Source organism: Chelativorans petroleitrophicus (genome assembly GCF_025398195.1).
GTDB classification, from domain to species: domain Bacteria; phylum Pseudomonadota; class Alphaproteobacteria; order Rhizobiales; family Rhizobiaceae; genus Chelativorans; species Chelativorans petroleitrophicus.
This window is the reverse complement of sequence record NZ_JAODNV010000011.1, coordinates 45502-67106: the sequence shown is the minus strand read 5'-3', so window position 1 is coordinate 67106 and position 21605 is coordinate 45502. Positions and strand designations below refer to the sequence as shown.

General features: G+C 62.4%; 21 protein-coding genes and 1 tRNA gene. 11 read left to right on the top strand and 11 right to left on the bottom strand.

Annotated elements, in window-relative coordinates; genetic code table 11:
- Positions 1-136: 136 nt before the first annotated feature.
- The 8 genes from glyA (at position 137) to NYR54_RS10960 (ending at position 8503) form a co-directional block, all read left to right on the top strand.
- Positions 137-1450, top strand: coding sequence for a serine hydroxymethyltransferase (glyA, locus tag NYR54_RS10995; protein ID WP_261515703.1), 1314 nt, complete (start codon positions 137-139; stop codon positions 1448-1450).
- Positions 1451-1480: 30 nt separating this feature from the next.
- The gene (gene nrdR / locus NYR54_RS10990; protein ID WP_261515702.1) at positions 1481-1948 is read left to right on the top strand and encodes a transcriptional regulator NrdR; all 468 of its coding nucleotides are present in this window, start codon (positions 1481-1483) and stop codon (positions 1946-1948) included.
- Between the two features lie 7 nt (positions 1949-1955).
- Positions 1956-3074 (top strand): bifunctional diaminohydroxyphosphoribosylaminopyrimidine deaminase/5-amino-6-(5-phosphoribosylamino)uracil reductase RibD, encoded by a 1119-nt coding sequence (gene ribD / locus NYR54_RS10985; protein ID WP_261515701.1) that lies wholly within the window; start codon positions 1956-1958, stop codon positions 3072-3074.
- Positions 3074-3688, top strand: coding sequence for a riboflavin synthase (locus NYR54_RS10980; RefSeq protein ID WP_261515700.1), 615 nt, complete (start codon positions 3074-3076; stop codon positions 3686-3688). Before ribD ends, NYR54_RS10980 begins: the two co-directional genes overlap by 1 nt.
- A 247-nt stretch (positions 3689-3935) precedes the next feature.
- Positions 3936-4403, top strand: a complete 468-nt coding sequence (ribH, locus tag NYR54_RS10975) for a 6,7-dimethyl-8-ribityllumazine synthase (RefSeq protein ID WP_261515699.1) — start codon at positions 3936-3938, stop codon at positions 4401-4403.
- Position 4404: 1 nt separating this feature from the next.
- A complete protein-coding gene (gene nusB, locus NYR54_RS10970; protein WP_261515698.1) occupies positions 4405-4911 on the top strand; it encodes a transcription antitermination factor NusB in 507 nt (168 codons plus the stop codon).
- Complete coding sequence (locus tag NYR54_RS10965) at positions 4908-6122, top strand: MFS transporter (protein WP_261515697.1); 1215 nt, start codon at positions 4908-4910, stop codon at positions 6120-6122. The genes nusB and NYR54_RS10965 overlap by 4 nt, the downstream gene beginning before the upstream one ends.
- Positions 6123-6370: 248 nt before the next feature.
- The gene (locus NYR54_RS10960) at positions 6371-8503 is read left to right on the top strand and encodes a sodium-translocating pyrophosphatase (protein ID WP_261515696.1); all 2133 of its coding nucleotides are present in this window, start codon (positions 6371-6373) and stop codon (positions 8501-8503) included.
- Positions 8504-8586: 83 nt separating this feature from the next.
- Here NYR54_RS10960 and NYR54_RS10955 read toward each other — a convergent pair whose 3' ends face one another.
- The 6 genes from NYR54_RS10955 to NYR54_RS10930 all read right to left on the bottom strand — a co-directional run bounded on the left by NYR54_RS10955 (position 8587) and on the right by NYR54_RS10930 (position 12894).
- A complete protein-coding gene (locus tag NYR54_RS10955; protein ID WP_261515695.1) occupies positions 8587-9105 on the bottom strand; it encodes a MerR family transcriptional regulator in 519 nt (172 codons plus the stop codon).
- Between the two features lie 105 nt (positions 9106-9210).
- Positions 9211-9546 (bottom strand): integration host factor subunit alpha, encoded by a 336-nt coding sequence (locus tag NYR54_RS10950; RefSeq protein ID WP_261515694.1) that lies wholly within the window; start codon positions 9544-9546, stop codon positions 9211-9213.
- Between the two features lie 110 nt (positions 9547-9656).
- Positions 9657-10628, bottom strand: a complete 972-nt coding sequence (locus NYR54_RS10945) for a beta-ketoacyl-ACP synthase III (protein WP_261515693.1) — start codon at positions 10626-10628, stop codon at positions 9657-9659.
- A 9-nt stretch (positions 10629-10637) separates the two neighbouring features.
- A complete protein-coding gene (plsX, locus tag NYR54_RS10940) occupies positions 10638-11690 on the bottom strand; it encodes a phosphate acyltransferase PlsX (protein ID WP_261515692.1) in 1053 nt (350 codons plus the stop codon).
- Positions 11691-11789: 99 nt separating this feature from the next.
- A complete protein-coding gene (locus NYR54_RS10935) occupies positions 11790-12341 on the bottom strand; it encodes a YceD family protein (RefSeq protein ID WP_261515691.1) in 552 nt (183 codons plus the stop codon).
- Positions 12331-12894: a ubiquinol-cytochrome C chaperone family protein gene (locus NYR54_RS10930; RefSeq protein WP_261515690.1), complete on the bottom strand. Its 564-nt coding sequence runs from the start codon at positions 12892-12894 to the stop codon at positions 12331-12333. Before NYR54_RS10930 ends, NYR54_RS10935 begins: the two co-directional genes overlap by 11 nt.
- 120 nt (positions 12895-13014) lie before the next feature.
- Between NYR54_RS10930 and NYR54_RS10925 the strand changes: the two genes are divergently transcribed.
- Positions 13015-13524 carry an outer membrane protein assembly factor BamE gene (locus tag NYR54_RS10925; protein ID WP_261515689.1) on the top strand — a complete coding sequence of 170 codons (510 nt, stop codon included), beginning with the start codon at positions 13015-13017 and terminating at the stop codon, positions 13522-13524.
- 136 nt (positions 13525-13660) lie between these two features.
- Here NYR54_RS10925 and NYR54_RS10920 read toward each other — a convergent pair whose 3' ends face one another.
- Positions 13661-13834 carry a hypothetical protein gene (locus NYR54_RS10920; protein ID WP_261515688.1) on the bottom strand — a complete coding sequence of 58 codons (174 nt, stop codon included), beginning with the start codon at positions 13832-13834 and terminating at the stop codon, positions 13661-13663.
- 395 nt (positions 13835-14229) lie between these two features.
- On the opposite strand from NYR54_RS10920, the gene ku (NYR54_RS10915) reads away from it, so the two are divergent.
- Together ku (NYR54_RS10915) and ligD are read left to right on the top strand one after the other, a co-directional pair.
- The gene (gene ku, locus NYR54_RS10915; protein WP_423738609.1) at positions 14230-15093 is read left to right on the top strand and encodes a non-homologous end joining protein Ku; all 864 of its coding nucleotides are present in this window, start codon (positions 14230-14232) and stop codon (positions 15091-15093) included.
- Entirely contained in the window at positions 15093-17576 is a 2484-nt protein-coding gene (gene ligD / locus NYR54_RS10910; RefSeq protein WP_261515686.1) for a DNA ligase D, read from the top strand. Before ku (NYR54_RS10915) ends, ligD begins: the two co-directional genes overlap by 1 nt.
- 6 nt (positions 17577-17582) lie before the next feature.
- Here the strand turns inward: ligD and ku (NYR54_RS10905) are convergent, their stop codons facing one another.
- From ku (NYR54_RS10905) to NYR54_RS10890, 4 genes are all read right to left on the bottom strand, one after another.
- Complete coding sequence (gene ku / locus NYR54_RS10905) at positions 17583-18392, bottom strand: non-homologous end joining protein Ku (RefSeq protein WP_261515685.1); 810 nt, start codon at positions 18390-18392, stop codon at positions 17583-17585.
- Positions 18393-18563: 171 nt separating this feature from the next.
- Positions 18564-18640 (bottom strand) — tRNA-Pro (locus tag NYR54_RS10900).
- Between the two features lie 119 nt (positions 18641-18759).
- A complete protein-coding gene (locus NYR54_RS10895; protein WP_261515818.1) occupies positions 18760-20013 on the bottom strand; it encodes an O-antigen ligase family protein in 1254 nt (417 codons plus the stop codon).
- Entirely contained in the window at positions 20013-21539 is a 1527-nt protein-coding gene (locus tag NYR54_RS10890) for an undecaprenyl-phosphate glucose phosphotransferase (protein WP_261515684.1), read from the bottom strand. The genes NYR54_RS10895 and NYR54_RS10890 overlap by 1 nt, the downstream gene beginning before the upstream one ends.
- Between the last annotated feature and the right edge of the window lie 66 nt (positions 21540-21605).

Sequence of the window (21605 nt, the reverse complement as noted above, 5' to 3'; positions counted from 1 at the left end):
CTGGTGCGCATCTTGTCGGCGGCATGTCCCTTGCGGCAAAAAATGCGTGCAGGGCGTGGTTGCGCTGTGCGAAAAATGCTAAGGGGCGCTTGGCTCCGCCACATGTCCGTCAATTCATGCAAGGGATGTCACTGCCATGGCACACGCGTCCGCCGCAGCGGTCGAGACAGAGAACTTTTTCTCTAAGCCGCTCGAAGAAGCCGATCCCGAAATTTTTGCGACCATTCGCAATGAACTGGGTCGGCAGCGGGACGAGATTCAGCTCATTGCATCGGAAAACATCGTTTCGCGTGCGGTCATGGAGGCTCAGGGTACGGTCCTGACCAACAAATATGCCGAAGGTTATCCCGGTCGCCGCTATTATGGCGGCTGCCAATTTGTCGACGTCATCGAGGGACTGGCGATCGAGCGGGCCAAGAAGCTGTTCCGCTGCGAATTCGCCAATGTTCAGCCTAATTCCGGCAGCCAGATGAATCAGGCCGTGTTTCTGGCGCTGCTGCAGCCGGGCGACACCTTCATGGGGCTTGATCTCAACGCCGGCGGCCATCTGACGCACGGCTCGCCCGTCAACATGTCCGGAAAATGGTTCAACGTGGTTTCCTACGGGGTGCGCCGGGACGACCACCTTCTCGACATGGAAGAGGTTGAGCGGCTGGCGCATGAGCATAAGCCCAAGCTGATCCTGGCCGGTGGAACGGCCTATTCGCGCATTTGGGACTGGAAGCGGTTCCGCGAGATCGCTGATTCAGTTGGCGCGTATCTGATGGTCGATATGGCGCATATCGCTGGCCTCGTGGCGGGAGATGTCCACCCCTCGCCGCTGCCGCATGCCCATGTGGTGACCACGACCACGCACAAGTCGTTGCGCGGGCCACGCGGCGGCATGATCCTCACCAACGACGAGGAGATCGCCAAGAAGATCAACTCCGCCGTGTTCCCCGGTCTGCAGGGCGGTCCGCTGATGCATGTCATCGCGGCCAAGGCGGTCGCGCTCGGCGAGGCGCTGGAGCCGGAATTCAAGGCCTATGCGCAGCAGGTGGTGGCGAATGCCCGCGCGCTCGCCGCGAGCCTTCAGGAGACGGGCCTCCATATCGTCTCCGGCGGCACGGACAACCACCTGATGCTGGTCGACCTGCGCCCCAAGAACGCCACCGGAAAGCGCGCCGAGGCGGCACTTGGCCGCGCCAACATCACCTGCAACAAGAACGGCATCCCCTTCGATCCGGAAAAGCCCTTCATCACCTCCGGCATCCGGCTTGGCACGCCGGCAGGCACCACGCGCGGCTTCGGCGTTGTAGAATTCGGCCAGATTGGCAAGCTGATCGCCGAAGTGTTGGATGGGTTGAAGAGTGCGAATTCCGATGAGGGCAACCGGGCTGTGGAAGAAGCGGTGAAGAAGAAAGTCCTGGCGCTTACTGAACGTTTCCCGCTCTATCCCTATCTTGGCTAGGTCCGCTGTTGTAAGATCGCGAAGCCTGACATGCGCTGCCCGTATTGCCAATCCGAGGATACCCAGGTGAAGGATTCACGGCCCGCTGAGGACGGCGCGGCCATCCGCCGCCGCCGCGCATGCCCGGACTGCGGCGGCCGTTTCACCACCTTCGAGCGGGTGCAGCTTCGCGATCTTACCGTCGTGAAGCGATCTGGTCGCAAGGTCCCCTTCGACCGGGACAAGCTGCTCCGCTCCTTCGATATCGCGCTCAGGAAGCGCAATGTCGATCCCGAGCGCGTGGAGCGGGCGGTGACGGGCATCGTGCGCCAGCTCGAAAGCTCCGGCGAGAGCGAGATACCTTCGGGTGAGATCGGCTTGCTCGTCATGGAGGCGCTGAAATCGCTCGATGACGTGGCCTATGTGCGCTACGCCTCCGTCTACCGCAATTTCCGCGAGGCCAAGGACTTCCAGGACGTGCTGGGCGAACTTCGGGGCGGAGGAGCGGACGGAGAATAGCCGGCCGATGCAGGGCGCATCCTTCTCGCCGCATGACGACCAGCGCTACATGGCCGCAGCGATAAGGCTTTCGCGGCGGCATCTTGGCCTCACCGGCACCAATCCTTCGGTGGCAACGCTCCTGGTGCGCGATGACGGCATCGGGCCCTACATCGTCGGGCGTGGCGTGACTACGGTTGGCGGTCGTCCCCATGCGGAACCGCAGGCGCTCGACGAAGCGGGGGAGCGCGCGCGCGGCGCGGTTGCCTATGTCACGCTGGAGCCCTGTGCTCATCATGGCCGCACGCCGCCTTGCGCGGAGGCGCTCATTCGGGCGGGAGTGGCCCGCGTTGTGGGTGCTGCGCGCGATCCGGACCCGCGCGTGAGCGGCCGGGGCTATGCCATGCTGCGCGCCGCCGGCATCGAGGTGACGGAAGGCGTGCTGGCGGAAGAAGCCGCCGATCTTCTGAAAGCCTATCTCACCCGGTCAACGAAGAAACGGCCGGAAGTGATTCTGAAGCTTGCTCTTTCGAACGATGGTAAGATTGGCATCCAAGGCGAGGGCCAGGTGCCGATCACCGGTGAAATTGCACGGCGGCAGGTGCATGTTATGCGCGCGGAGGCCGACGCCATTCTGGTCGGCATTGGCACCGCGCTAGTCGACGACCCGTTGCTGACCTGCCGTCTGCCGGGGCTTTCCGCGCGCTCGCCGGCACGGATCGTGCTCGACCGACTCTTGCGGCTGCCCATCGATTCTCAGCTGGTCCGCTCCGCCAAGGAGGTTCCGCTGTTCCTCGCCGCCGGAGGAGAGGCGGACCCGGCACGCCGCGCGATGCTGAAGGAGGCAGGCGCTGAATTTCTCGCCGTCGAGGCGATGGACGGCCAGATCGCCTTGCCGGAGCTTCTGGACGACCTTGCCGCGCGCGGCTTTTCAAGCCTTCTCGTCGAGGGTGGAGCCAGCACGGCAGCCGCATTCCTTGCGGAGGGGCTGGTCGACCGGCTCTGCCTTTTTATTAGCCCCGGGTCGATCGGCGCGCGCGGGATTGCCGCGCCCGTCGATCCCGATCATATACCTTCCGGCTTTCGCCTGCTTCGGCAGGCGAGCTTCGGAGAAGATCACTATTTCGAATATGTGAGGGCGGATTGATGTTTACGGGCATTGTCACGGATGTCGGAACGGTCCGTTCAATCCAGCCCTTGCGGGAGGGGCTCCGGCTGCGCATCGAGACGAATTACGATCCGGCAACGATTGATATCGGCGCCTCCATCGCCTGCTCGGGCGTATGTCTGACGGTGGTCGCTCTGCCCGAGCAGGGGGCGAACAGCCGCTGGTTCGAGGTGGAGGCATGGGAAGAAGCGTTGCGCCTGACCACCGTGGCGGAGTGGCGCGAGGGCACACGGATCAACCTCGAACGGGCGCTGAAGGTGGGCGACGAGCTTGGCGGCCATATCGTCTCGGGCCATGTGGACGGCATGGCGGAGATTGTCGATCGCCGAGAGGAAGGCGACGCGATACGATTCGTGATCGAGGCTCCCGCCGAGCTGGCGAAATTCATCGCGCCGAAGGGATCGGTCGCGCTCGATGGTACGTCGCTCACGGTGAACCGGGTTGAAGGCAACCGCTTCGACGTGCTGGTCATCCAGCACACCCTTGCCGTAACTACCTGGGGCGAACGGCAGGCGGGCGACCGGGTGAATTTCGAAGTCGATATGATGGCCCGTTATGCCGCGCGGCTTGCGGAGGCGAGCCAAGAAGCCTAATAGCAACGGCCTCACAGATCGATCGCTTGCAGGTCTGGGACCGTTCAGGAATGGTCCCCGGGTCAAGCTCGAGGGTGATGGGGACAGGGAGGTTTTTGTCGGCCCGTTGGTCGGGAATGGCGGAATGCTTCCCACGTCCTCATTCTTCAGCTTGACCATGCGGAACTGTGCCTGAGCATAGCCATCCGCGGGCGGCGGCCGAAACCGGGGCCGTTTCATGGAGCGTCGTCGCTGACAAGGAGCAACCATGACGACCAACGACCTTCGCCTCCTTATCGTCGAGGCGCGTTTTTATGACCACCTTTCCGATGGCCTGCTAGCCGGGGCTGAGGCCGCGCTCAAGAAGGCAGGTGCGTCCTATGACGTGGTGACCGTGCCAGGCGCGCTGGAGATTCCCGCGGCTATCGCCTTCGCCCACGCCGCGGCAGAAAAGGGCGGAACCGCCTATGACGGCTTTGTGGCGCTCGGCTGCGTGATCCGTGGCGAGACCTATCACTTCGATGTGGTGGCAAATGAATCGAGCCGCGGATTGACGGATCTTGCTGTGTCGCACAAGCTTGCAATCGGCAATGGTATCCTGACGGTGGAAAACGAGGCGCAGGCTCTCGCACGAATCGAAAAGAGCGAGGGCTCGAACGCTCCTGGCGGCAAGGGATATGCGGCTGCGGAAGCGGCCCTGCGCATGATCGCGCTGAAAAAACAACTGGGAGTTTGACGTGGCGGATCCCGATCATGCCGGCAAACCGGCTGGCGTCCGTCCTGCCAACAAGCGCGGCGCCGCAAGGCTAGCCGCCGTTCAGGCGCTCTACCAGATGGACGTGGCAGGCACCGGCCTTTTGGAAACCACTGCCGAATACGAGGCCTTCCGCTTGGGCCGCGAGATCGACGGCCAGACCTATCGCGAGGCCGACGCCCAGTGGTTTCGTGCTATTCTGGCCGGCGTGGTGGAGAACCAGAAGATCATCGACCCGATCATCCGACAGTCGCTGACGGAAGACTGGCCGCTTTCGCGCCTCGATTCAACGCTGCGTGCTATCCTGCGCGCGGGCGTCTATGAGTTGATGAAACGCAAGGACGTTCCGGTTCCCGTGGCCGTCTCCGAATATGTCGACATCGCCAAGGCGTTCTACGGAGAGGAGGAAGAACCGAAGCTCGTCAACGCGGTGCTTGACCGCGTAGCCCGCCGCGTGCGCGGCGAGGGCAGGGGACGGGATCGGCGGTGAGCCAAGGCGCGGCCTATCGGGAAGCCCGGCGGACCGCGCTTATCTTCGCGGCCTCACAGGCGATCGTCGGTTCCAGTGCCACCATTGCCATTTCGATGGGCGCGCTGGCGGGAAGCTACCTGCTCGAAGCCGACAAGTCGCTCGCTACCGCGCCTGTGACCGGCTACACGGTCGGCGTGGCCATCAGTGCATTGCCCGCCGCAATGCTGATGCGGCTGGTGGGGCGGAGCAACGGTTTTATTTCCGGCGCGGGTGTGACGGCCTTGGGCGGTGTGGTCGCGACGGGCGCCCTCTTTCAGATGAATTTCTGGCTGTTTGCCTTCGGCATGCTGCTGATCGGCGCGGGCAATGCCTTCGTCCAGCAATACCGGTTTGCGGCGGCCGACAACGCACCGGCCGACTTCAAGCCGCGAGCGATCTCCTGGGTACTGGGCGGCGGCATCTTCGCGGCCATCATCGGGCCGCAGGTGGCGATCCATACGCGTGAACTGTTCGCGCCCATCATGTTTGCCGGCGCCTTCGCCGGTGTTGTCGGCCTCGCCGCCATCGGGGCGGTCATTCTTTCCTTTTTGCGCCTTGCAAAAGATGACGTGCCCGCTGAGACCGTTCAGGACAATGAGCCCGCTCGCCCTCTTTTGCAGATCCTCCTTCAGCCCCGCTTCCTCGTCGCTCTCTTGAGCGGTGTCAGCGCCTTTGCGCTGATGAGTTTCATCATGACCGGCGCACCGCTCGCCATGGTGGGCTGCGGTTTCTCACCCGACGAAGCTACTCTCGGAATCTCCTGGCATGTGATGGCGATGTATGGGCCGAGCTTCATTACCGGCGGCCTGATCGCCCGCTTTGGCAAGGAGACGGTGGTGGCTGCAGGCCTTCTTCTGCTTGCCGCTTGCGGCGCGGTCGCGCTCTCCGGAATCGCCCTGTGGCAGTTCTGGCTGGCGCTCATCCTGCTCGGCGTGGGCTGGAACTTCGGCTTTATCGGCGCCACGGCCATGGTGGCCGAATGCTACCGCCCGGCGGAAAAGAACAAGGTCCAGGGCACGCATGATTTCATACTGTTTTCCACAGTGGCTTTTGCTTCGCTGATGTCAGGGCGCGTCTACAATGCGCTCGGCTGGGAATGGCTTAACTGGATTGTCTTCCCGGTGGTGGGATTCTGTCTTTTCCTGCTTGGGCTTCTCGCCTTGCGCCGGCGGTGGCTGAAGGCGGCCTGACGGCATTTCTTGCGTCAAGCGAGATTCGAAGCGGCTCTTACTGTCCGCCGCCGCTCCCATTTCTTGGGCCGCTTATGAAACAAGCGCACCGGTAAACAGACGAAAATGGTGCAATAGACGACAAAACCTTGACCTTGCGCGATGTCTTTCGCATAAGCGCTCGGTTAAGGTCGCGGCGCGATCCGCCGGCGGCCTTTCTCTAGGCCCGGGAGGGGTTCCAGCGGGCCGAAATCAAGGGATAATTGGCAATGACTATGCTTTACGTCGTCATCGCCTGCGGCCTGCTTTCCGTACTTTACGCCGTCTGGGCGACGCAATCGGTCCTTGCGGCCGATCAGGGAAATGCGCGCATGCAGGAGATCGCCGGCGCGATTCGGGAAGGCGCGCAGGCTTATCTTACCCGCCAGTACACAACCATCTCCATCGTCGGCGTGATCGTGTTTCTCCTGGCCTGGTGGCTGCTGACCGCTGCGGCGGCCGTTGGCTTTCTGATCGGCGCCGTGCTTTCGGGCGCTGCAGGCTTCATCGGCATGCATGTTTCGGTGCGCGCCAATGTTCGCACGGCGCAGGCTGCTTCGGGCAGCCTCGCAGCGGGGCTGGACATCGCCTTCAAGTCGGGCGCAATCACTGGCCTTTTGGTGGCGGGCCTGGCGCTCCTCGGCGTGTCCGTCTATTTCTGGGTGCTGACGGGGCCGATGGGCTTTGAGCCCACGGACCGCACGGTGGTTGATGCGCTGGTTGCGCTCGGCTTCGGCGCCTCCCTGATCTCGATTTTCGCGCGTCTTGGCGGCGGCATCTTCACCAAGGGTGCCGATGTGGGCGGTGACCTTGTGGGCAAGGTTGAAGCGGGTATTCCGGAGGACGATCCGCGCAACCCAGCCACCATTGCGGACAATGTGGGCGACAATGTCGGCGACTGCGCCGGCATGGCGGCCGACCTGTTCGAGACCTATGTGGTCACCGTCGTGGCCACGATGGTTCTGGCCTCGATCTTCTTCACCGATTCGGACGCGGTCACCCTAATGCTCTTCCCGCTGGCGATCGGTGCGGCCTGCGTGGTCACCTCGATCATCGGCACCTTCTTCGTGAAGCTCGGCTCCAACAATTCCATCATGGGCGCGCTTTACAAGGGGTTCTGGGCAACGGCGATCCTTTCGGTGGTCGCGCTGGCGCTTCTCGTCTGGCTCTGGCTGGGCGGCGGCACCGAGTTCTCGGCCAGCGACGGCTCGTCCTTTACCGCCGCAAAACTCTTCGTATGCGGCTTGGTCGGGCTGGTGGTCACCGGCCTCATCATCTGGATCACGGAATACTACACGGGCGTCGGCTACCGGCCGGTCCGCTCGATCGCCCAAGCTTCCGTCACGGGGCACGGCACGAACGTCATCCAGGGCTTGGCGGTCTCTTTGGAGGCGACCGCGCTGCCCGCCATCGTCATCGTGGGCGGCATTCTGGTGAGCTACAATCTTGCCGGCCTCTTCGGCATCGCCATCGCGGTCACGACAATGCTGGCGCTGGCCGGCATGGTGGTGGCGCTCGACGCTTTCGGCCCCGTCACCGACAATGCAGGCGGCATCGCCGAAATGTCTGACCTGCCGGGCGAGGTTCGCCAGACCACGGACGCGCTCGACGCGGTGGGCAACACGACCAAGGCCGTCACCAAGGGCTACGCCATCGGCTCGGCAGGTCTGGGCGCGCTGGTGCTTTTCGCAGCCTATACGGAAGACCTCAAGTTCTTCTCCGAGAATGCCGCGCCAGGCACCTTCTTCGATGGCGTGACGGTCGATTTCGCCCTGTCCAACCCGTATGTGGTGGTGGGGCTTCTCTTCGGCGGTCTGCTGCCCTTCCTGTTCGGCGGCCTGTCCATGACGGCCGTCGGCCGTGCCGGTGGCGCCATCGTTGAGGAGGTGCGCCGGCAGTTCCGCGAGAAGCCCGGCATCATGGAGGGCAAGGACAAGCCCGACTACAGCCGTGCGGTCGATCTTCTGACCCGGGCCGCGATCAAGGAAATGATCGTTCCTTCGCTTTTGCCGGTCCTGTCGCCCTTGGTGGTCTTCGCGGTGATCTACCTCATCGGTGGCAAGAACGAGGCGCTCGCCGCCCTTGGCGCCATGCTGCTCGGTGTGATCGCCACGGGGCTTTTCGTCGCCATCTCCATGACGGCGGGCGGTGGCGCCTGGGACAATGCCAAGAAGTCCTTCGAGGACGGCTTCATCGACAAGGACGGCGTGAAGCATGAGAAGGGCTCGGAAGCGCACAAGGCTTCCGTTACCGGCGATACGGTCGGCGACCCCTACAAGGACACGGCTGGTCCGGCGGTGAATCCGATGATCAAGATCACGAACATCATCGCGCTTCTGCTACTGGCGGTGCTGGCGCACTGACGGCAGGCAAAACCAAAACACCGAAAGGCCCGCCTCCCAGCGGGCCTTTTTGCTGGCAAAATTTCCTGAAAGCGAAAGGCGGCTTACCGCACCTGGTCAAGCAGGCGCTTGCATTCCAGAAGATCGAACAAAGTCTCTTGCAGAAGCGCCCGATTGTCGCGTGAAAGCCGGCCATCGTCTGCTGCGACCGGACCATCCTCCTCGCGGCCGAGGCCGAAAAAGCGGCTTCGCGGCTTCACCTTCGGCTTGCCGATGACAAGTTCCTCCTCGGAAGCCGCTGCGTTCTTCTCGGCTAGCTTCTGCTGCGCAATCGCCTCCACGGCGGCCATGTCGCCGCGGCCGATGGCGATGACGAACTGATTGCCATTCTCACGCAGGAGCTTTTGCACGCCCTTGATCGTATAGCCCTGATCATAGAGCATGTGACGGATGCCCTTGATCAGCTCCACGTCCTGCGGGCGGTAATAGCGACGGCCGCCGCCGCGCTTCATGGGCTTGATCTGTGAAAAGCGCGTCTCCCAGAAACGCAGCACATGCTGCGGCAGGTCGAGCTCCTCGGCGACCTCACTGATGGTGCGGAATGCGTCCGGGCTCTTTTCCATCCCGTGTTCACCTCCTGGCCGGCGATTCGTTTCTCATTCAACAAACCGGAATGCCACATGACAAGGTGGCTCAAACCGGATCTGTTGCCGCCGGGCCTGGAAGGATCAGGCTTTCTTTTCAGCCTTCTTCTCGGCCTTGCGTGCCTGATGCGCACGCAGAATCCGGTTTTTCAGCACATTGGACGCCTTGAACGTCATAACCCGGCGGGGCAGGATCGGCACTTCCTCGCCGGTTTTCGGGTTGCGGCCGACGCGCTCATTCTTGTGGCGCACCTGAAACGTGGCAAAGGAAGAAAGCTTGACGGTCTCTCCGCGAACAATCGCGTCGCAAACCTCCTGAAGCACCATTTCGACGATCTGAGCCGATTCCGTACGCGAGAGTCCGACCTTGCGGTAGACGGCCTCCGCCAAATCGGCCCGTGTCACCGTCTTTCCCCCCATCCGACCATCCAACCGTTCGAAACTATTGAAAATACACGCGACGGCGCGACGTTAAGAAATTGGGCGGGCCAGGTCAAGAACCCGATTCGGCTAGGACCCGATCAATTATTTTACCATCTAAGCAACACAGCACCCCAGGTGAAGCCGCCGCCCATCGCCTCCAGAAGCACGAGATCGCCGCGTTTGATCTTGCCCTGACCGGTGGCATGAGCCAGTGCGAGCGGCACTGAGGCGGCTGACGTGTTGCCGTGGAGATCGACCGTCACGACCACCTTTTCCTCGGCAATGCCAAGCTTGCGCGCGGAGGCGTCGATGATTCGCTTGTTGGCCTGATGGGGCACGAACCAGTCGATTTCCTCGGCGGTAATGTCCGCCTTCCGGAAAACATCCTCGATCACATCGGTGATCATGCCCACCGCATGTTTGAAGACCTCGCGGCCCTGCATGCGCAGATGGCCGACCGTTCCGGTGGTGGAAGGCCCGCCGTCCACATAGAGCTTGTCCTTCTGCGAGCCGTCGGAGCGCAGGGCGGAGGCTAGAACGCCACGATCCTCCATCGTGCCGCTACCCTCGATCGCTTCCAGCACCACCGCGCCTGCGCCATCGCCGAAGAGCACGCAGGTGGTGCGGTCCGTCCAGTCGAGAATGCGCGAGAAGGTCTCGGAGCCGATCACTAGCGCGCGCCGCAACCCGCCACCGCGCAGATAAGCATCCGCCGTGCTGATGGCATAGACGAAGCCCGAGCAAACGGCCTGCATGTCAAAGGCGAAGCCATGCGCCATTCCGAGCCGGTTCTGGATTTCTACAGCGGTGGCGGGAAAGGTGTTGTTGGGCGTCGATGTGGCAAGCACGATGAAGTCGATATCGGCGGGTCCCAAGCCTGCATTGGCCAGTGCATCGCGCGCGGCCGCCTCGCCCAGGGAAGCCGTGGTCTCGTCCGCGCCCGCGATGTACCGCTGGCGTATCCCGGTTCTCTGAACGATCCATTCGTCCGAGGTATCGACAAGCGACTCGAACTCCTTGTTTGTCATAACGCGGCGGGGCAGCGCCGAGCCCACTCCGACGACGGCGGACCTGATCATCATGCTTTCCTATGCATCGGACACCGCGCCGACGGCCAGCATCGGCCTGCGGGCGTGATAGAGGTCTAGCGTGGCGCGTGTCTTGTCGAAGACGCCGCTGCGAATCATCTCGTAGCCGAGTTCGACCGCCGCCGCAAAGCCTTCCTCGTCCGCGGCGCCGTGGCTCTTGATGACGATGCCTTTCAGGCCGAGAAAGACCCCGCCATTGATCTTGCGCACATCCATCTTCTCACGGAGCCGCTGGAAGGCGCCGCGCGCGAACAGATAGCCGATCCGCGCCATGAGAGTGCGGCTCATGGCGGCGCGCAGATATTCAGCGATCTGGCGCGCCGTTCCCTCCGCGGCCTTGAGCGCGATATTGCCGGAAAAACCTTCGGTGACCACCACGTCCACCGTGCCCTTACCGATGTCGTCGCCCTCCACGAAGCCGCGATAGTCTATGGTCTCCAGCGCCGCCTCGCGCAGCATGCGCCCGGCTTCCTTGACCTCCTCCTGGCCCTTGATCTCCTCCACGCCCACATTGAGAAGGCCAACCGTCGGGCGCTCGATGTCGAACAGGGCGTTGGCCATGGCCGCGCCCAATATCGCGAAATCGACAAGCTGCTGGGCATCGGCGCCGATGGTGGCGCCCACGTCGAGCACAATGCTTTCGCCGCGTATGGTCGGCCAGATCGCTGCTATGGCCGGGCGCTCGATGTCCGCCATCGTCCGCAGACAGAATTTCGACATGGCCATCAGAGCGCCGGTGTTGCCGGCCGAGATGCAGGCGTCGGCATCGCCGGTCTTGACTGCCTCGATCGCCTTCCACATCGAGGATTTCCAGCGCCCCTGGCGAAGCGCTTGGCTGGGCTTGTCGTCCATGCGCACGGCGACGTCGCAATGCACGAAGTCGCTCACCTCCCGAAGCCGGGGCAGTCGATCGAGCACCGGGCGGACAGCCTCCTCGCGGCCGAAGATCACAAAACGCGCATCTGGCCGCCGCTCGGCGACCCTGAGAAGGCTCGGTAGGACGACCTCCGGCCCGTGGTCGCCGCCCATTGCGTCGATCGATATGCGTATCACGCTTTATTGCCTCAATTTATACAACGAACGAAACCCGAAAAGTCCGGCGAAAATAGCGCTTTTGCGCAACCGCACAACCTGCTTTCGTCCACAGGCTTTTCACCTCCCGTTGCGCAGCCTCATGAGCGCTTCCTGCAGCGGTCCGGCAGCGGCTTCCTCGGGCGGTTCCGCTGTGATGTCGAACGCCGCTCCTTCCTTTCTGGGGTAGGGATCGATTCCAAGGGCGAAAAACTCCTCAGCCAGCGCGCCCAGATCGATCGTGTCGCCGGAAAATGTCTCCGGCAGGTCAGCGCCTTCAGGCTCGATGACGATCTCGCCGCTCTCCCCCTCGATTCGGGCGAGCTTCGATCCCTCGGGGATGAAAACAGCGGAAATCTCCTCGTCGACTCGCGCCGCGAGCGGCTCAAGAGTTACCACGCAGGCCTGCGTCATGTCGGCTGTTACCCTGCCGGTCACCCGCACACCGTCGCCCCTCCATGGCCGTACCAGAAGTTCGGTCGAGAAAAATTCAACTGAAAGAAGGCCGTGGGTACGGGCAAGGGCGACCCGCTGCGCCGTGTCGGCCTCCATGGTGATGGTGATACCCTTCGCGGGAAGACGGCTGACGTTCAGCTCATAGGAAACGGGGCTGGTGACAGGGTCACGGGCCATGGTCAATCTCCTGCGGCAAGGGCGCGAAGCGAAGCCTGCCGGCCAGAATCTCCTCATCGGCGAGCCCGGCGAGCGACCGGTGGGCTTCCAGCACGTGGTTTGCCAGCGCGGCCGCCTCTTCCCATACCGCGCGATCGGGCGCAATGTTCCTGTGCAATGCGGAGGCGAGGGCAAGGGCGTCGGCCGCATCCACTGCAGCTCCGTAGGCATTGAGCCTTCCGTAGAACATGCGGGCGAGCTTCTTCATACGCTTCGGTACGCCGAGATCGCCCACGCCGAGCTCCCGCAGCGAATGATCCACCTCGAGGAAGAAGAGGTCGGTCACTTCCTGTGAGAGCTCCTTCGGCGCCCCGCTGGTGCCGCTCTGGCGCATGCGGTGAAGAAACAGGAACATGAAGAGTGACAGCATCTCGAAGCGTCCCAGCGGCGTGTCGGGCACACCCCAGTCGGCGTAAAGCGGCGGCCGCCGTGCCGCTGCCACGATTTCTCCGTAGAGCGCCTCCACCACGAGGCGGCGGTCGCGCCGGCGCGCGCCGGAAAGCCATTGAAACATGACGGGCGCCTCCTTCGACTGGTTGGGGTCCGGTTGCATCGGCGCGAAAGCTGGTTTACCGGTTTTGCCGGGCTACGCAAAGGGCTGGACCCGGCTTTGCCGGGCGGGTCGATCAGGGAGATGTCGTTGCGGGTGCGGAAAATCAAGACCAACGGTGCCTGCCGGGCAGTGCTTGCCGCTGCGATCGGCGGCGTGCTGCTTTCAGGATGCGGCAGTGTGGGCTCGACCCTCGGTGGAAGCGAGACCCTGACCCATGGCTTCGTCATCGACGAGGAGGCGCTGGAACTTGTTCCGGTTGGCTCCAGCCGGGAGCAGGTGCTGCTTGCGCTCGGCACGCCGTCCACCACAGCGACCTTCGACAACGAGGCCTTCTACTACATTTCTCAGAAGCGGGTGCGGGGCGCGGCCTTCATGCGGCCGAAACTGGTCGAGCAGCAGGTGCTGGCCGTCTATTTCGGTGACGACGAGCGCGTCCGGCAGATCGCTCACTACGGGCTCAAGGACGGCAAGGTGTTCGACTTCATCTCACGGACGACGCCTACAGGTGGCCGCGAAGTCAACTTCCTGCAACAGGTCATTGCAGGTGTCGCGTCTGGTGCCCCGCCGTCCAATCCGCTCGGTGCGCCGTAGGACAGCAGAATATGACAGAGACAATAAAACCCTCCCCGCCGGGGAGGGTTGGCACAGTAGGGAGAAAACCGCTCCCGGCGGTCTAAGCCTTTGCGGGGCGCCGGGAGCAGTCGGCGTTCAGGATTCCCGCACAGCCTTATTGTGCAGGCTGGGTAGGACTGGCTCCGCCCATGTCGGTCGGCTCCGACGACGGAACGGTGACCGTTCCACCTGCGTCGCTGCCGCCCTGAGGCGGAGCAGAACCGCCGCCGTCGCAAGCGGCGAGCGCAAGAAGCAGAACCCCTGCGATCGATCCGATAAGTGTCCTCATTGTCATATTCCTCTTTTTTGACCTGGCCGGCAAGGGCAGCGAACTCGTACGGCGAAAGATCGCCGCTGCCGTCCGCATCCGCGGCCTTTGCTCCCGCCCCAGCTGTCTTTCTGCATGAGCAGGACTACTCAAGGGGAAGTGGAGAGCAATTTTGCAAAATGAAGTAATTTTACAAATAGATTATACCAAATCTATGTACCATTACGTGAGATAACTTATTGTGATCGTTTGCGATTCTAGCAAGAAGATAAAGCGTGCACGGAAAATGTTAATGTTAGTCATGCTCCTGTGAGCGGGTATTGTAACCCCTGATCCGACAGCTCTTCCCGAATGAGTCAGCACTACCGCGTGGCGGAACATACAGCCGGCCGCGCGCGTTTAGAGCGGTTCTGTTGATGGAGAGTACCGTGGCGCCCCGGGCAACCTGGAAAGGTTATCTCAAGATTTCCGAACTCACGGTGCCGGTTGCGCTTTACGCCGGTGCCACCACTTCACAGCGCGTCTCCTTCCATGTGCTTAACCGCAAAACCGGCAACCGCGTCCATCGAGAGTATATCGACGAGGAAACGGAGGAGCCGGTAGAGCGCGACGCGCAGGTGAAAGGCTATGATGCGGGCGACGACCGATATGTCGTCCTGGAGCCGGAAGAGATCGCCGAGACGATTCCGGAAAGCGACAAGACCATCCGGATCGAAGCATTTCTGCCTCTGGACGAGGTGGACACCGCCTATTTCGACCGGCCCTATTACATCGCGCCCACGGGACCCGTGGGCGCCGATTCCTTCGCGGTGATCCGCGAGGGCATGCGGCGGAAGAAGGTTGCCGCCTTCGCGCGTGCGGTTCTCTTCCGGCGTGTGCGCCCACTGCTGCTGCGCCCGGATGGGCCCGGGCTTGTCGCCAACACTCTCAATTTCGACTACGAAGTGCGCCCCGCTGAGACCGTCTTCGAGGATCTACCCGATCTGAAGATCGAGAGCGAGATGCTCGATCTTGCCAGATACATCATCGAGACCAAGCAGGGCGACTTCGATCCGTGTGCCTTCGACGACCGCTACGACCAGGCGCTGGCGGAGTTGGTCAAGGCGAAGCTGGAGGGGAGGGAGATCGAGCTGCCGAAGCCGCCTAAGGAGACGAAGGTGGTGAACCTGATGGATGCCTTGCGCAGAAGCGCTGAAGCCAGCGGCGGGAAGGCACCGAAGAAGGCGCGCGCCGACAAAACGAAAAAGACCGCGTCCGCGCGGCGCCGCAAGGCAGGCTGATGGCGCTGACCGCCTACCGCAAGAAGCGGGACTTTGCCGCTACGCCAGAGCCGCGCGGCAGGGCGAAAAAGAAGCCCCAAGGCGGCGACAGCTACGTCATACAGAAGCACGCCGCTCGGCGCCTCCACTACGATCTGCGCCTGGAGATGGACGGCGTTCTGAAGAGCTGGGCGGTCGCCAAGGGGCCTAGCCTGGTGCCGGGCGAGAAGCGGCTCGCCGTCCATGTGGAGGATCATCCGCTGGAATATGGTGACTTCGAAGGCACCATTCCCAAAGGGGAGTACGGCGGCGGCACGGTGATCATCTGGGACCGGGGGCGCTGGTCTCCCATCGGGGATGCGAAGAAGGGCTACGCCAAGGGGCATCTCGGTTTCGAGATCCATGGCGAGAAGCTGCGCGGGCGGTGGCACCTTGTACGCATGGCGAAGAAGCCGCGCGAGGAGAAGGAAAACTGGCTTCTGATCAAGGGCGATGACGAATTTGCCCGCGACGAACGGGCCCCGGACATTCTCGAGGAACGTCCCGAATCGGTGAAGACGGGGCGAATGATCGAGGATGTCGAGGGAGAGGCGCCGGGCTGGTCGTCGAGAACGGGACGCATAGAGCGGCCGTCGGTGGACAAGCTCCCGCTGCCCAAGCGCGCGAGGAAGGCCGGATATCCGGGCTTCATCGAGCCGGCACTGGCTTCGCCCAGGAACACGCCGCCATCCGGCACGAAATGGCTGCACGAAATCAAGTTCGACGGCTATCGCCTGCAGGCTCATATCCGCGGCAATGCGGTCAAGCTCTTCACCCGAAGCGGGCTAGACTGGACCGCGCGGTTCGGCAAGGCGGTTTCGAGCGCCCTATCCGCCCTCCCGGTAACGCAGGCCATCATCGATGGGGAGCTGGTGGTGGAAGGCAACGGCGGTGCGGCGGACTTCTCCGCTCTTCAGGCGGATTTGTCGGCCGGCCGCACCGACCGGATGGTCTTTTACCTCTTTGATCTCCTCTATCTGGATGGCAATGATGTGCGCCCCGCAGCACTTATCGAGCGCAAGGAGGTTCTGGAAAAACTGCTGGAACACGCACCGCCCGTCCTGCGCTACAGCGAGCATTTCGAGGAGGACGGCGCCCTGGTGTTGCGCCACGCTTGCAGGCTGAGCCTCGAGGGAATTATCTCTAAGGATCGCGATGCGCCCTATCGCTCCGGCCGGGGCAAGAACTGGTTCAAGGTCAAATGCGCCCTGAGCCAGGAATTCGTGATCGCGGGCTATGTGCCGTCGGCCACCTTCCGCAACGCAATCGGTTCGCTGATTCTTGGCTATTACGAGGACGGCAATCTGATGCATGCGGGTCGCGTGGGCACGGGCTTTAGCCACGCGCTGGCGCAGGAGCTCTATCAGCGCCTGGAGCCGATGCGGGTGGCGAAAAGCCCCTTTGCAAACAAGCTTTCGACCGAAGAGGCACGGCAGGCCAGATTCGTCCGCCCGGAGCTGGTGGCGGAGGTGGAATTCAGGACATGGACAGCTGACGATCACATCCGCCACGCCTCTTTCCGCGGACTGCGCGAGGACAAGGAACCTTGCCAGATCGTTCGCGAGACGGGCGGCCAGGCATTGCCGGAGAGACGGGCACCGGCAGTCCGGCTCACGCATCCGGACCGGCTCTATTGGAAGGATGCAGGCGTTACCAAGCAAGGCTTGGCCGATTACTACGCCGAAGTCTGGCCGCGCATGGAGCCCTTCATTGTCAAGCGGCCGCTGGCCCTGCTGCGCTGCCCCGACGGGGTGGAGGGGCAGTGCTTTTTCCAGAAGCACGCATGGAAAGGCCAGTCCGCCGAGATCCTGAAGGCGGATGACCCTGAGGACGATGAGCCGATCATTGCTATCGACGGTTTGTCTGGGCTGCTGGGGCTGGTGCAGGGCGGCGCCTTGGAAATCCATCCCTGGGGTGCGCGCCTCGACGACCTGGAACGGCCCGATATGATCACCATGGACCTCGACCCGGGCCCTGGCGTTCCGTGGACAAGGGTGATTGAAGCTGCACAGGAAGTCTGTGAAAGGCTTGACCGGAAAGGGCTGGCGAGTTTCGTGAAGACCTCCGGCGGCAAGGGCCTGCATGTGGTCGCGCCGCTGAAGCCACGCGCCGGCTGGGAGGAGGTGAAGGCTTTCGCCAAGGGGATCGCCGACGGCATGGCCGCCGACAGTCCGGACCGCTTCGTCGCTACCGTCACCAAGGCCAGACGAAACGGAAAAATCCTGATCGATTATCTGCGAAACGGCCGGGGCGCGACGGCAATCGCTCCCTATTCCACGCGCGCACGGCCGGGAGCGGCTGTTTCCATGCCGCTTGCCTGGGACGAACTCAGCCCCGCGATCGGCCCGTCATACTTTACGGTGAAAAACGCGCTCACCCGCCTTGCAGCGGTTGATACCGATCCATGGGAGGATTTCTTCAAGGCGGCGGCTCCCCTCGGGCGCCGTATCAAAAAAGCGGCTTAAAACCCGTTAGCGCCGCTTCTTTTCGTGGGAGATGGATCTCTTCAGTGCATCCATGATGCTGACGACATTGCCTGGCACCTCTGGCTCTTCCTCCTCTTTCTTCTTCCGCTTCGCCGGGCGCTTGGTCTTTTTCTGCTTGAGCTCGATGATCTCTTTAAGCCGCGCCTGCACCGGGTCCGTGACCATGGAGGCATCCCAGGGCTGCTTCATGTCTTCGATCAGATTCTCGATAAGGGGGACGAGCCGGGATTCCACCTTTCTGTCCCCTAGCCCGGCAAAGATCTCCTCCGGCTGGCGCACCTCATCGCCGTAACGCAGCGTCCAAAGCACGATCCCCTTGCCGCGCGGCTCCAGAAGAACGGCGCGCTCCCGCCGGGAAAGCACGAGCCGGGAAATGCCCACTGTATCCGTCGCTGCCATGGCTTCGCGGATGACGGCGAAGGCCTCCTGGCCGACTTCGTCGTCCGGCACGAGGTAGTAAGGCTTGTCGTACCATATCCACTCGATCGAATCGGCGGGCACGAACTGCTCGATGTCGATCGTGCGCGTGCTTTCGAGGCCGACGGCCTCCAACTCTTCATCCTCGAAGGTCACATATTCGCCTTCGGCCGTCTCGTAACCCTTTATCTCGTCCTCTTCACGAAGCGGCTTGCCAGTTTCGGCATCCACATAGCGGCTTTTAACGCGGTGACCGGTTACGCGGTTGATGGTGTGGAAGCGAATCTTCTCGCCCTCCGTGGTCGCTGGCGTGAGCGAGACCGGACAGGTCACGAGCGAGAGTTTCAGATATCCCTTCCAGTAAGGACGCGGCGCCATATCGCCCTCCAAGGCGTGTCTGGCTGTAACGCCCGGAAAGCCTTCTGGTTTCGCCTTGAGCGAATCGTTCGTGTGAGGAGGGGCTCAAGTGTCGCTGACCGGTGAACAGATTATCACCCATGTCTTGGGGACGAGCTGTTGCCCTGTCTTCGGGCCAGGCAATTTGAGAAATGGTCGGAGCGGCGGGATTCGAACCCACGACCCCTTGACCCCCAGTCAAGTGCGCTACCGGGCTGCGCTACGCTCCGAACCGCTGAACCCTTATAGTTTCGCACGAAGCGGCGCAAGACCTAAAGAGACCCTGTCCAAGGGGTCATGGCCGAGGCTGGGCCCGAGCCTGGCGAGCCTCCTTTCAAGGCTCTGGATCTCAGAAGGTCACATGCCGCGCTGCTGTCTGATGCCGCTGTTCCAGCGCCATCATGCCCCACAACAGACCCAAAAGCATATAGAAATGCCGCCAATGGTCGGTATCGATCACCGTGCCGAGCGCGATGTGGCCGAGGAAGGTCACATAGGTGCAAAGCAGAAAGGGTTGCCAGCTCCGGGCACGGAAGATGATGCGGAAGCCCGCCGCCACTGTCCACACCATCAGTGTCAGCCAGGCCGCGAAACCCAGCCAGGAATAGTCGAGGAGCGCCTTGAGCCAGATATTATGCGTGTCCTCGCCGTAGAGCTTGCCGAACTGCAGGGGGCCTATTCCGAGCGGATGTTCGGCCGCCATCGCAAAGCCGATCAGATGGCGGGCGAAGCGGCCCAGTCTGGCAGCGTCATATTCCTGCACCAGGCGTGCGCGCTCGGAGAAGAGGTCCGCCACGGCAGGAATCTGCAGGGCGACGAGAAGCGTCAGCGTTATGATCGCAAAGGCCGCGAGGCTCATGCCCGCGATTCTGAGCCGTACCGCGCCGCGCCGATTGTGAATGAAAAGCGCGAGCGTGAGCATCACCGCTGAAGCGAGGAAGAGGCCCCATGCGCCACGCGAGAAGGAGAGAAAGAGGCCGAAGAGGATGACGAGAAAGGCCGGTATGGCGAGAAAGGCCGCGCGTGGCGCACCCGTCATCATCCGGTGTAGCAGGAAGATGGCCGGCAATGTGAGAAAGGGGCCGAACACGTTGGGGTCTTCGAACACGCCTGATGCTCGCCCGTAGCGGGTGAAGATTTCAGCACCAGGGAAGGCATTGAAATAGCCCAGGATACCGGCAAACGCAGTGACCACCGCCGCCGCGATCCAGGGACGGAAGATGAGCGGCAGGAGGTCGGGATAGGCCTCTACAATAGCAGCGAAGAAAACCGCCGTCAGGGCGAGAAAGAGGGAGACGGCGAGGTAGAGGGGGATGTCGCCGAGCTCGGGTAGCTGGCTCATGGAGATGAGCCCGCCGATATTGAACACGACCAGGAGGACAAGAAGCGGCATGACGTGACGCGACAGCCGCAGCCCGAACAGGCTCCATACAGCGATCAGCCCGGCCATGTAGAGCTCATAGGGCGCCGGCTCCCGCAGCACGAAGCCCGAAAGGAATACCCCGAGCATGACAGCCCCTGTGCGTATCAGCACCACGAGCTTCGCGTTCACCACCGCACGCGGCAGTGTGGGGAAGGCTGCGCTTTCCTGGCCTTGAGCAATCAATAGGCGTTTCTCGTGTCCAAAAGCCGGATCGGCGTCAGGAACAGGATCTTCAGATCGAACAGAAGCGACCAGTTCTCAATATAGTAGAGGTCGTATTCGATACGCTTCCTGATCTTTTCCTCCGTATCCAGTTCGCCGCGCCAACCGTTGATCTGGGCCCAGCCGGTCACGCCGGGCTTCACCCTGTGGCGGGCAAAATAGCCGTCCACTACCTCGTAAAACAGGCGGTTGTGCGCTTCGGCGGCTACCGCATGCGGCCTCGGGCCGACAAGGGAGAGGCTGCCGAAAAGCGCGTTGAAGAATTGTGGCAGTTCGTCGATCGACGTCTTGCGGATGAAGCGGCCGACGCGCGTTACCCGTGGATCGCCCTTCGTCACCGGCTTGCGCGCGGTGGGATCGCTGTGTTCAACATACATCGAGCGGAACTTGTAGACCTCGATCACCTCGTTGTTGAAGCCGTGCCGCTTCTGCTTGAAGATCACAGGCCCCTTGCTGTCGAGCTTTATGGCGATGGCCGTCGCCAGCATGATGGGTGAAAAGACGATGATGCCGAGCAGGCTGAAGACGATGTCGAAGGCCCGCTTCGCCACCGAATCCCAGTCGTTGATCGGGCGGTCGAATATATCCAGCATCGGCACGGAACCGATGTAGGAATAGGCGTGCGGGCGGAAGCGAAGCTGGTTTGCATGTGCGGAAAGCCGGATGTCGATCGGCAGCACCCAAAGCTTGCGCAGAAGCGAGAGCACGCGGGCTTCGGCGCTGATCGGCAGTGAGACGATCAGCATGTCGATGCGCGCGATGCGGGCGAAGGCGATCAGCTCGTCTATGTTGCCGAGCTTGGGATATCCCGCCACCACGGGTGGCGAGCGTGTGTCATCGCGGTCGTCGAAGATACCGCAGATGCGAATGTCGTTATAGGGCTGCTGCTCGATCGCGCGGATGAGCGTTTCGGCGTTCTTGCCTCCGCCGACGATTACGGCCCGCCGCTCGATGCGGCCGTTGCGTGCCCAGCGGCGGATGAGCCTTGCGGCGGCAAGCCGCAGGATGAGCATTAGCAACAGGCCCGCGGCGTACCAGGTGCCCAGCCAGAAGCGCGAGAACTGGGCTGAAACCTTCAGAAAGAACAGCCCGACGATGAGCAGCGCGAAAGCGGCCGACCAGGTGAGGAAAATGCGTCCCGCCTGGGAAAGCGGATTGCGCAGCGCTGGCATCTGGTAGGCGTCAAGCACCTCCAGGAGGATCACGGCGAGCAGCGACACGCCGGTGATGACGAGCGGGTACTCCCATGAGAGCTCTCCGCCCAGACCCACATAGCCAGCATAAATTTGCAACCCCGAAAGAAGAAGGACCGCAAATTCCACAAGTCGCATGACCCCGCTGACGATGACGGGGGACATGGTATCGCGGCGGTATTGCTGCGCGACCTGAAGCGCGACGGGACTAAGCACGGCCTGTTCTCGCCGCTCTGCCTGAGTCCGCCCCGCCTCGGTGGCAAAACGATCCGTGGTCTCGACCTTGTTCATGGTGCATAATAGCCAGTTCGTTCGGCTATTATGGCAAGGACCTAAAGAATCCCTTGATACGAAGAG

Bases quoted from the DNA above. Each gene is read 5' to 3' on its own strand.
- glyA (WP_261515703.1), top strand. From the start codon at position 137: ATGGCACACGCGTCCGCCGCAGCGGTCGAGACAGAGAACTTTTTCTCT.
- nrdR (WP_261515702.1), top strand. From the start codon at position 1,481: ATGCGCTGCCCGTATTGCCAATCCGAGGATACCCAGGTGAAGGATTCA.
- ribD (WP_261515701.1), top strand. From the start codon at position 1,956: ATGCAGGGCGCATCCTTCTCGCCGCATGACGACCAGCGCTACATGGCC.
- NYR54_RS10980 (WP_261515700.1), top strand. From the start codon at position 3,074: ATGTTTACGGGCATTGTCACGGATGTCGGAACGGTCCGTTCAATCCAG.
- ribH (WP_261515699.1), top strand. From the start codon at position 3,936: ATGACGACCAACGACCTTCGCCTCCTTATCGTCGAGGCGCGTTTTTAT.
- NYR54_RS10960 (WP_261515696.1), top strand. From the start codon at position 6,371: ATGACTATGCTTTACGTCGTCATCGCCTGCGGCCTGCTTTCCGTACTT.
- NYR54_RS10955 (WP_261515695.1), bottom strand. From the start codon at position 9,105: ATGGAAAAGAGCCCGGACGCATTCCGCACCATCAGTGAGGTCGCCGAG.
- NYR54_RS10950 (WP_261515694.1), bottom strand. From the start codon at position 9,546: ATGGGGGGAAAGACGGTGACACGGGCCGATTTGGCGGAGGCCGTCTAC.
- NYR54_RS10945 (WP_261515693.1), bottom strand. From the start codon at position 10,628: ATGATCAGGTCCGCCGTCGTCGGAGTGGGCTCGGCGCTGCCCCGCCGC.
- NYR54_RS10935 (WP_261515691.1), bottom strand. From the start codon at position 12,341: ATGGCCCGTGACCCTGTCACCAGCCCCGTTTCCTATGAGCTGAACGTC.
- NYR54_RS10930 (WP_261515690.1), bottom strand. From the start codon at position 12,894: ATGTTTCAATGGCTTTCCGGCGCGCGCCGGCGCGACCGCCGCCTCGTG.
- NYR54_RS10925 (WP_261515689.1), top strand. From the start codon at position 13,015: ATGTCGTTGCGGGTGCGGAAAATCAAGACCAACGGTGCCTGCCGGGCA.
- NYR54_RS10920 (WP_261515688.1), bottom strand. From the start codon at position 13,834: ATGAGGACACTTATCGGATCGATCGCAGGGGTTCTGCTTCTTGCGCTC.
- ku (WP_423738609.1), top strand. From the start codon at position 14,230: ATGGAGAGTACCGTGGCGCCCCGGGCAACCTGGAAAGGTTATCTCAAG.
- ligD (WP_261515686.1), top strand. From the start codon at position 15,093: ATGGCGCTGACCGCCTACCGCAAGAAGCGGGACTTTGCCGCTACGCCA.
- ku (WP_261515685.1), bottom strand. From the start codon at position 18,392: ATGGCGCCGCGTCCTTACTGGAAGGGATATCTGAAACTCTCGCTCGTG.
- NYR54_RS10890 (WP_261515684.1), bottom strand. From the start codon at position 21,539: ATGAACAAGGTCGAGACCACGGATCGTTTTGCCACCGAGGCGGGGCGG.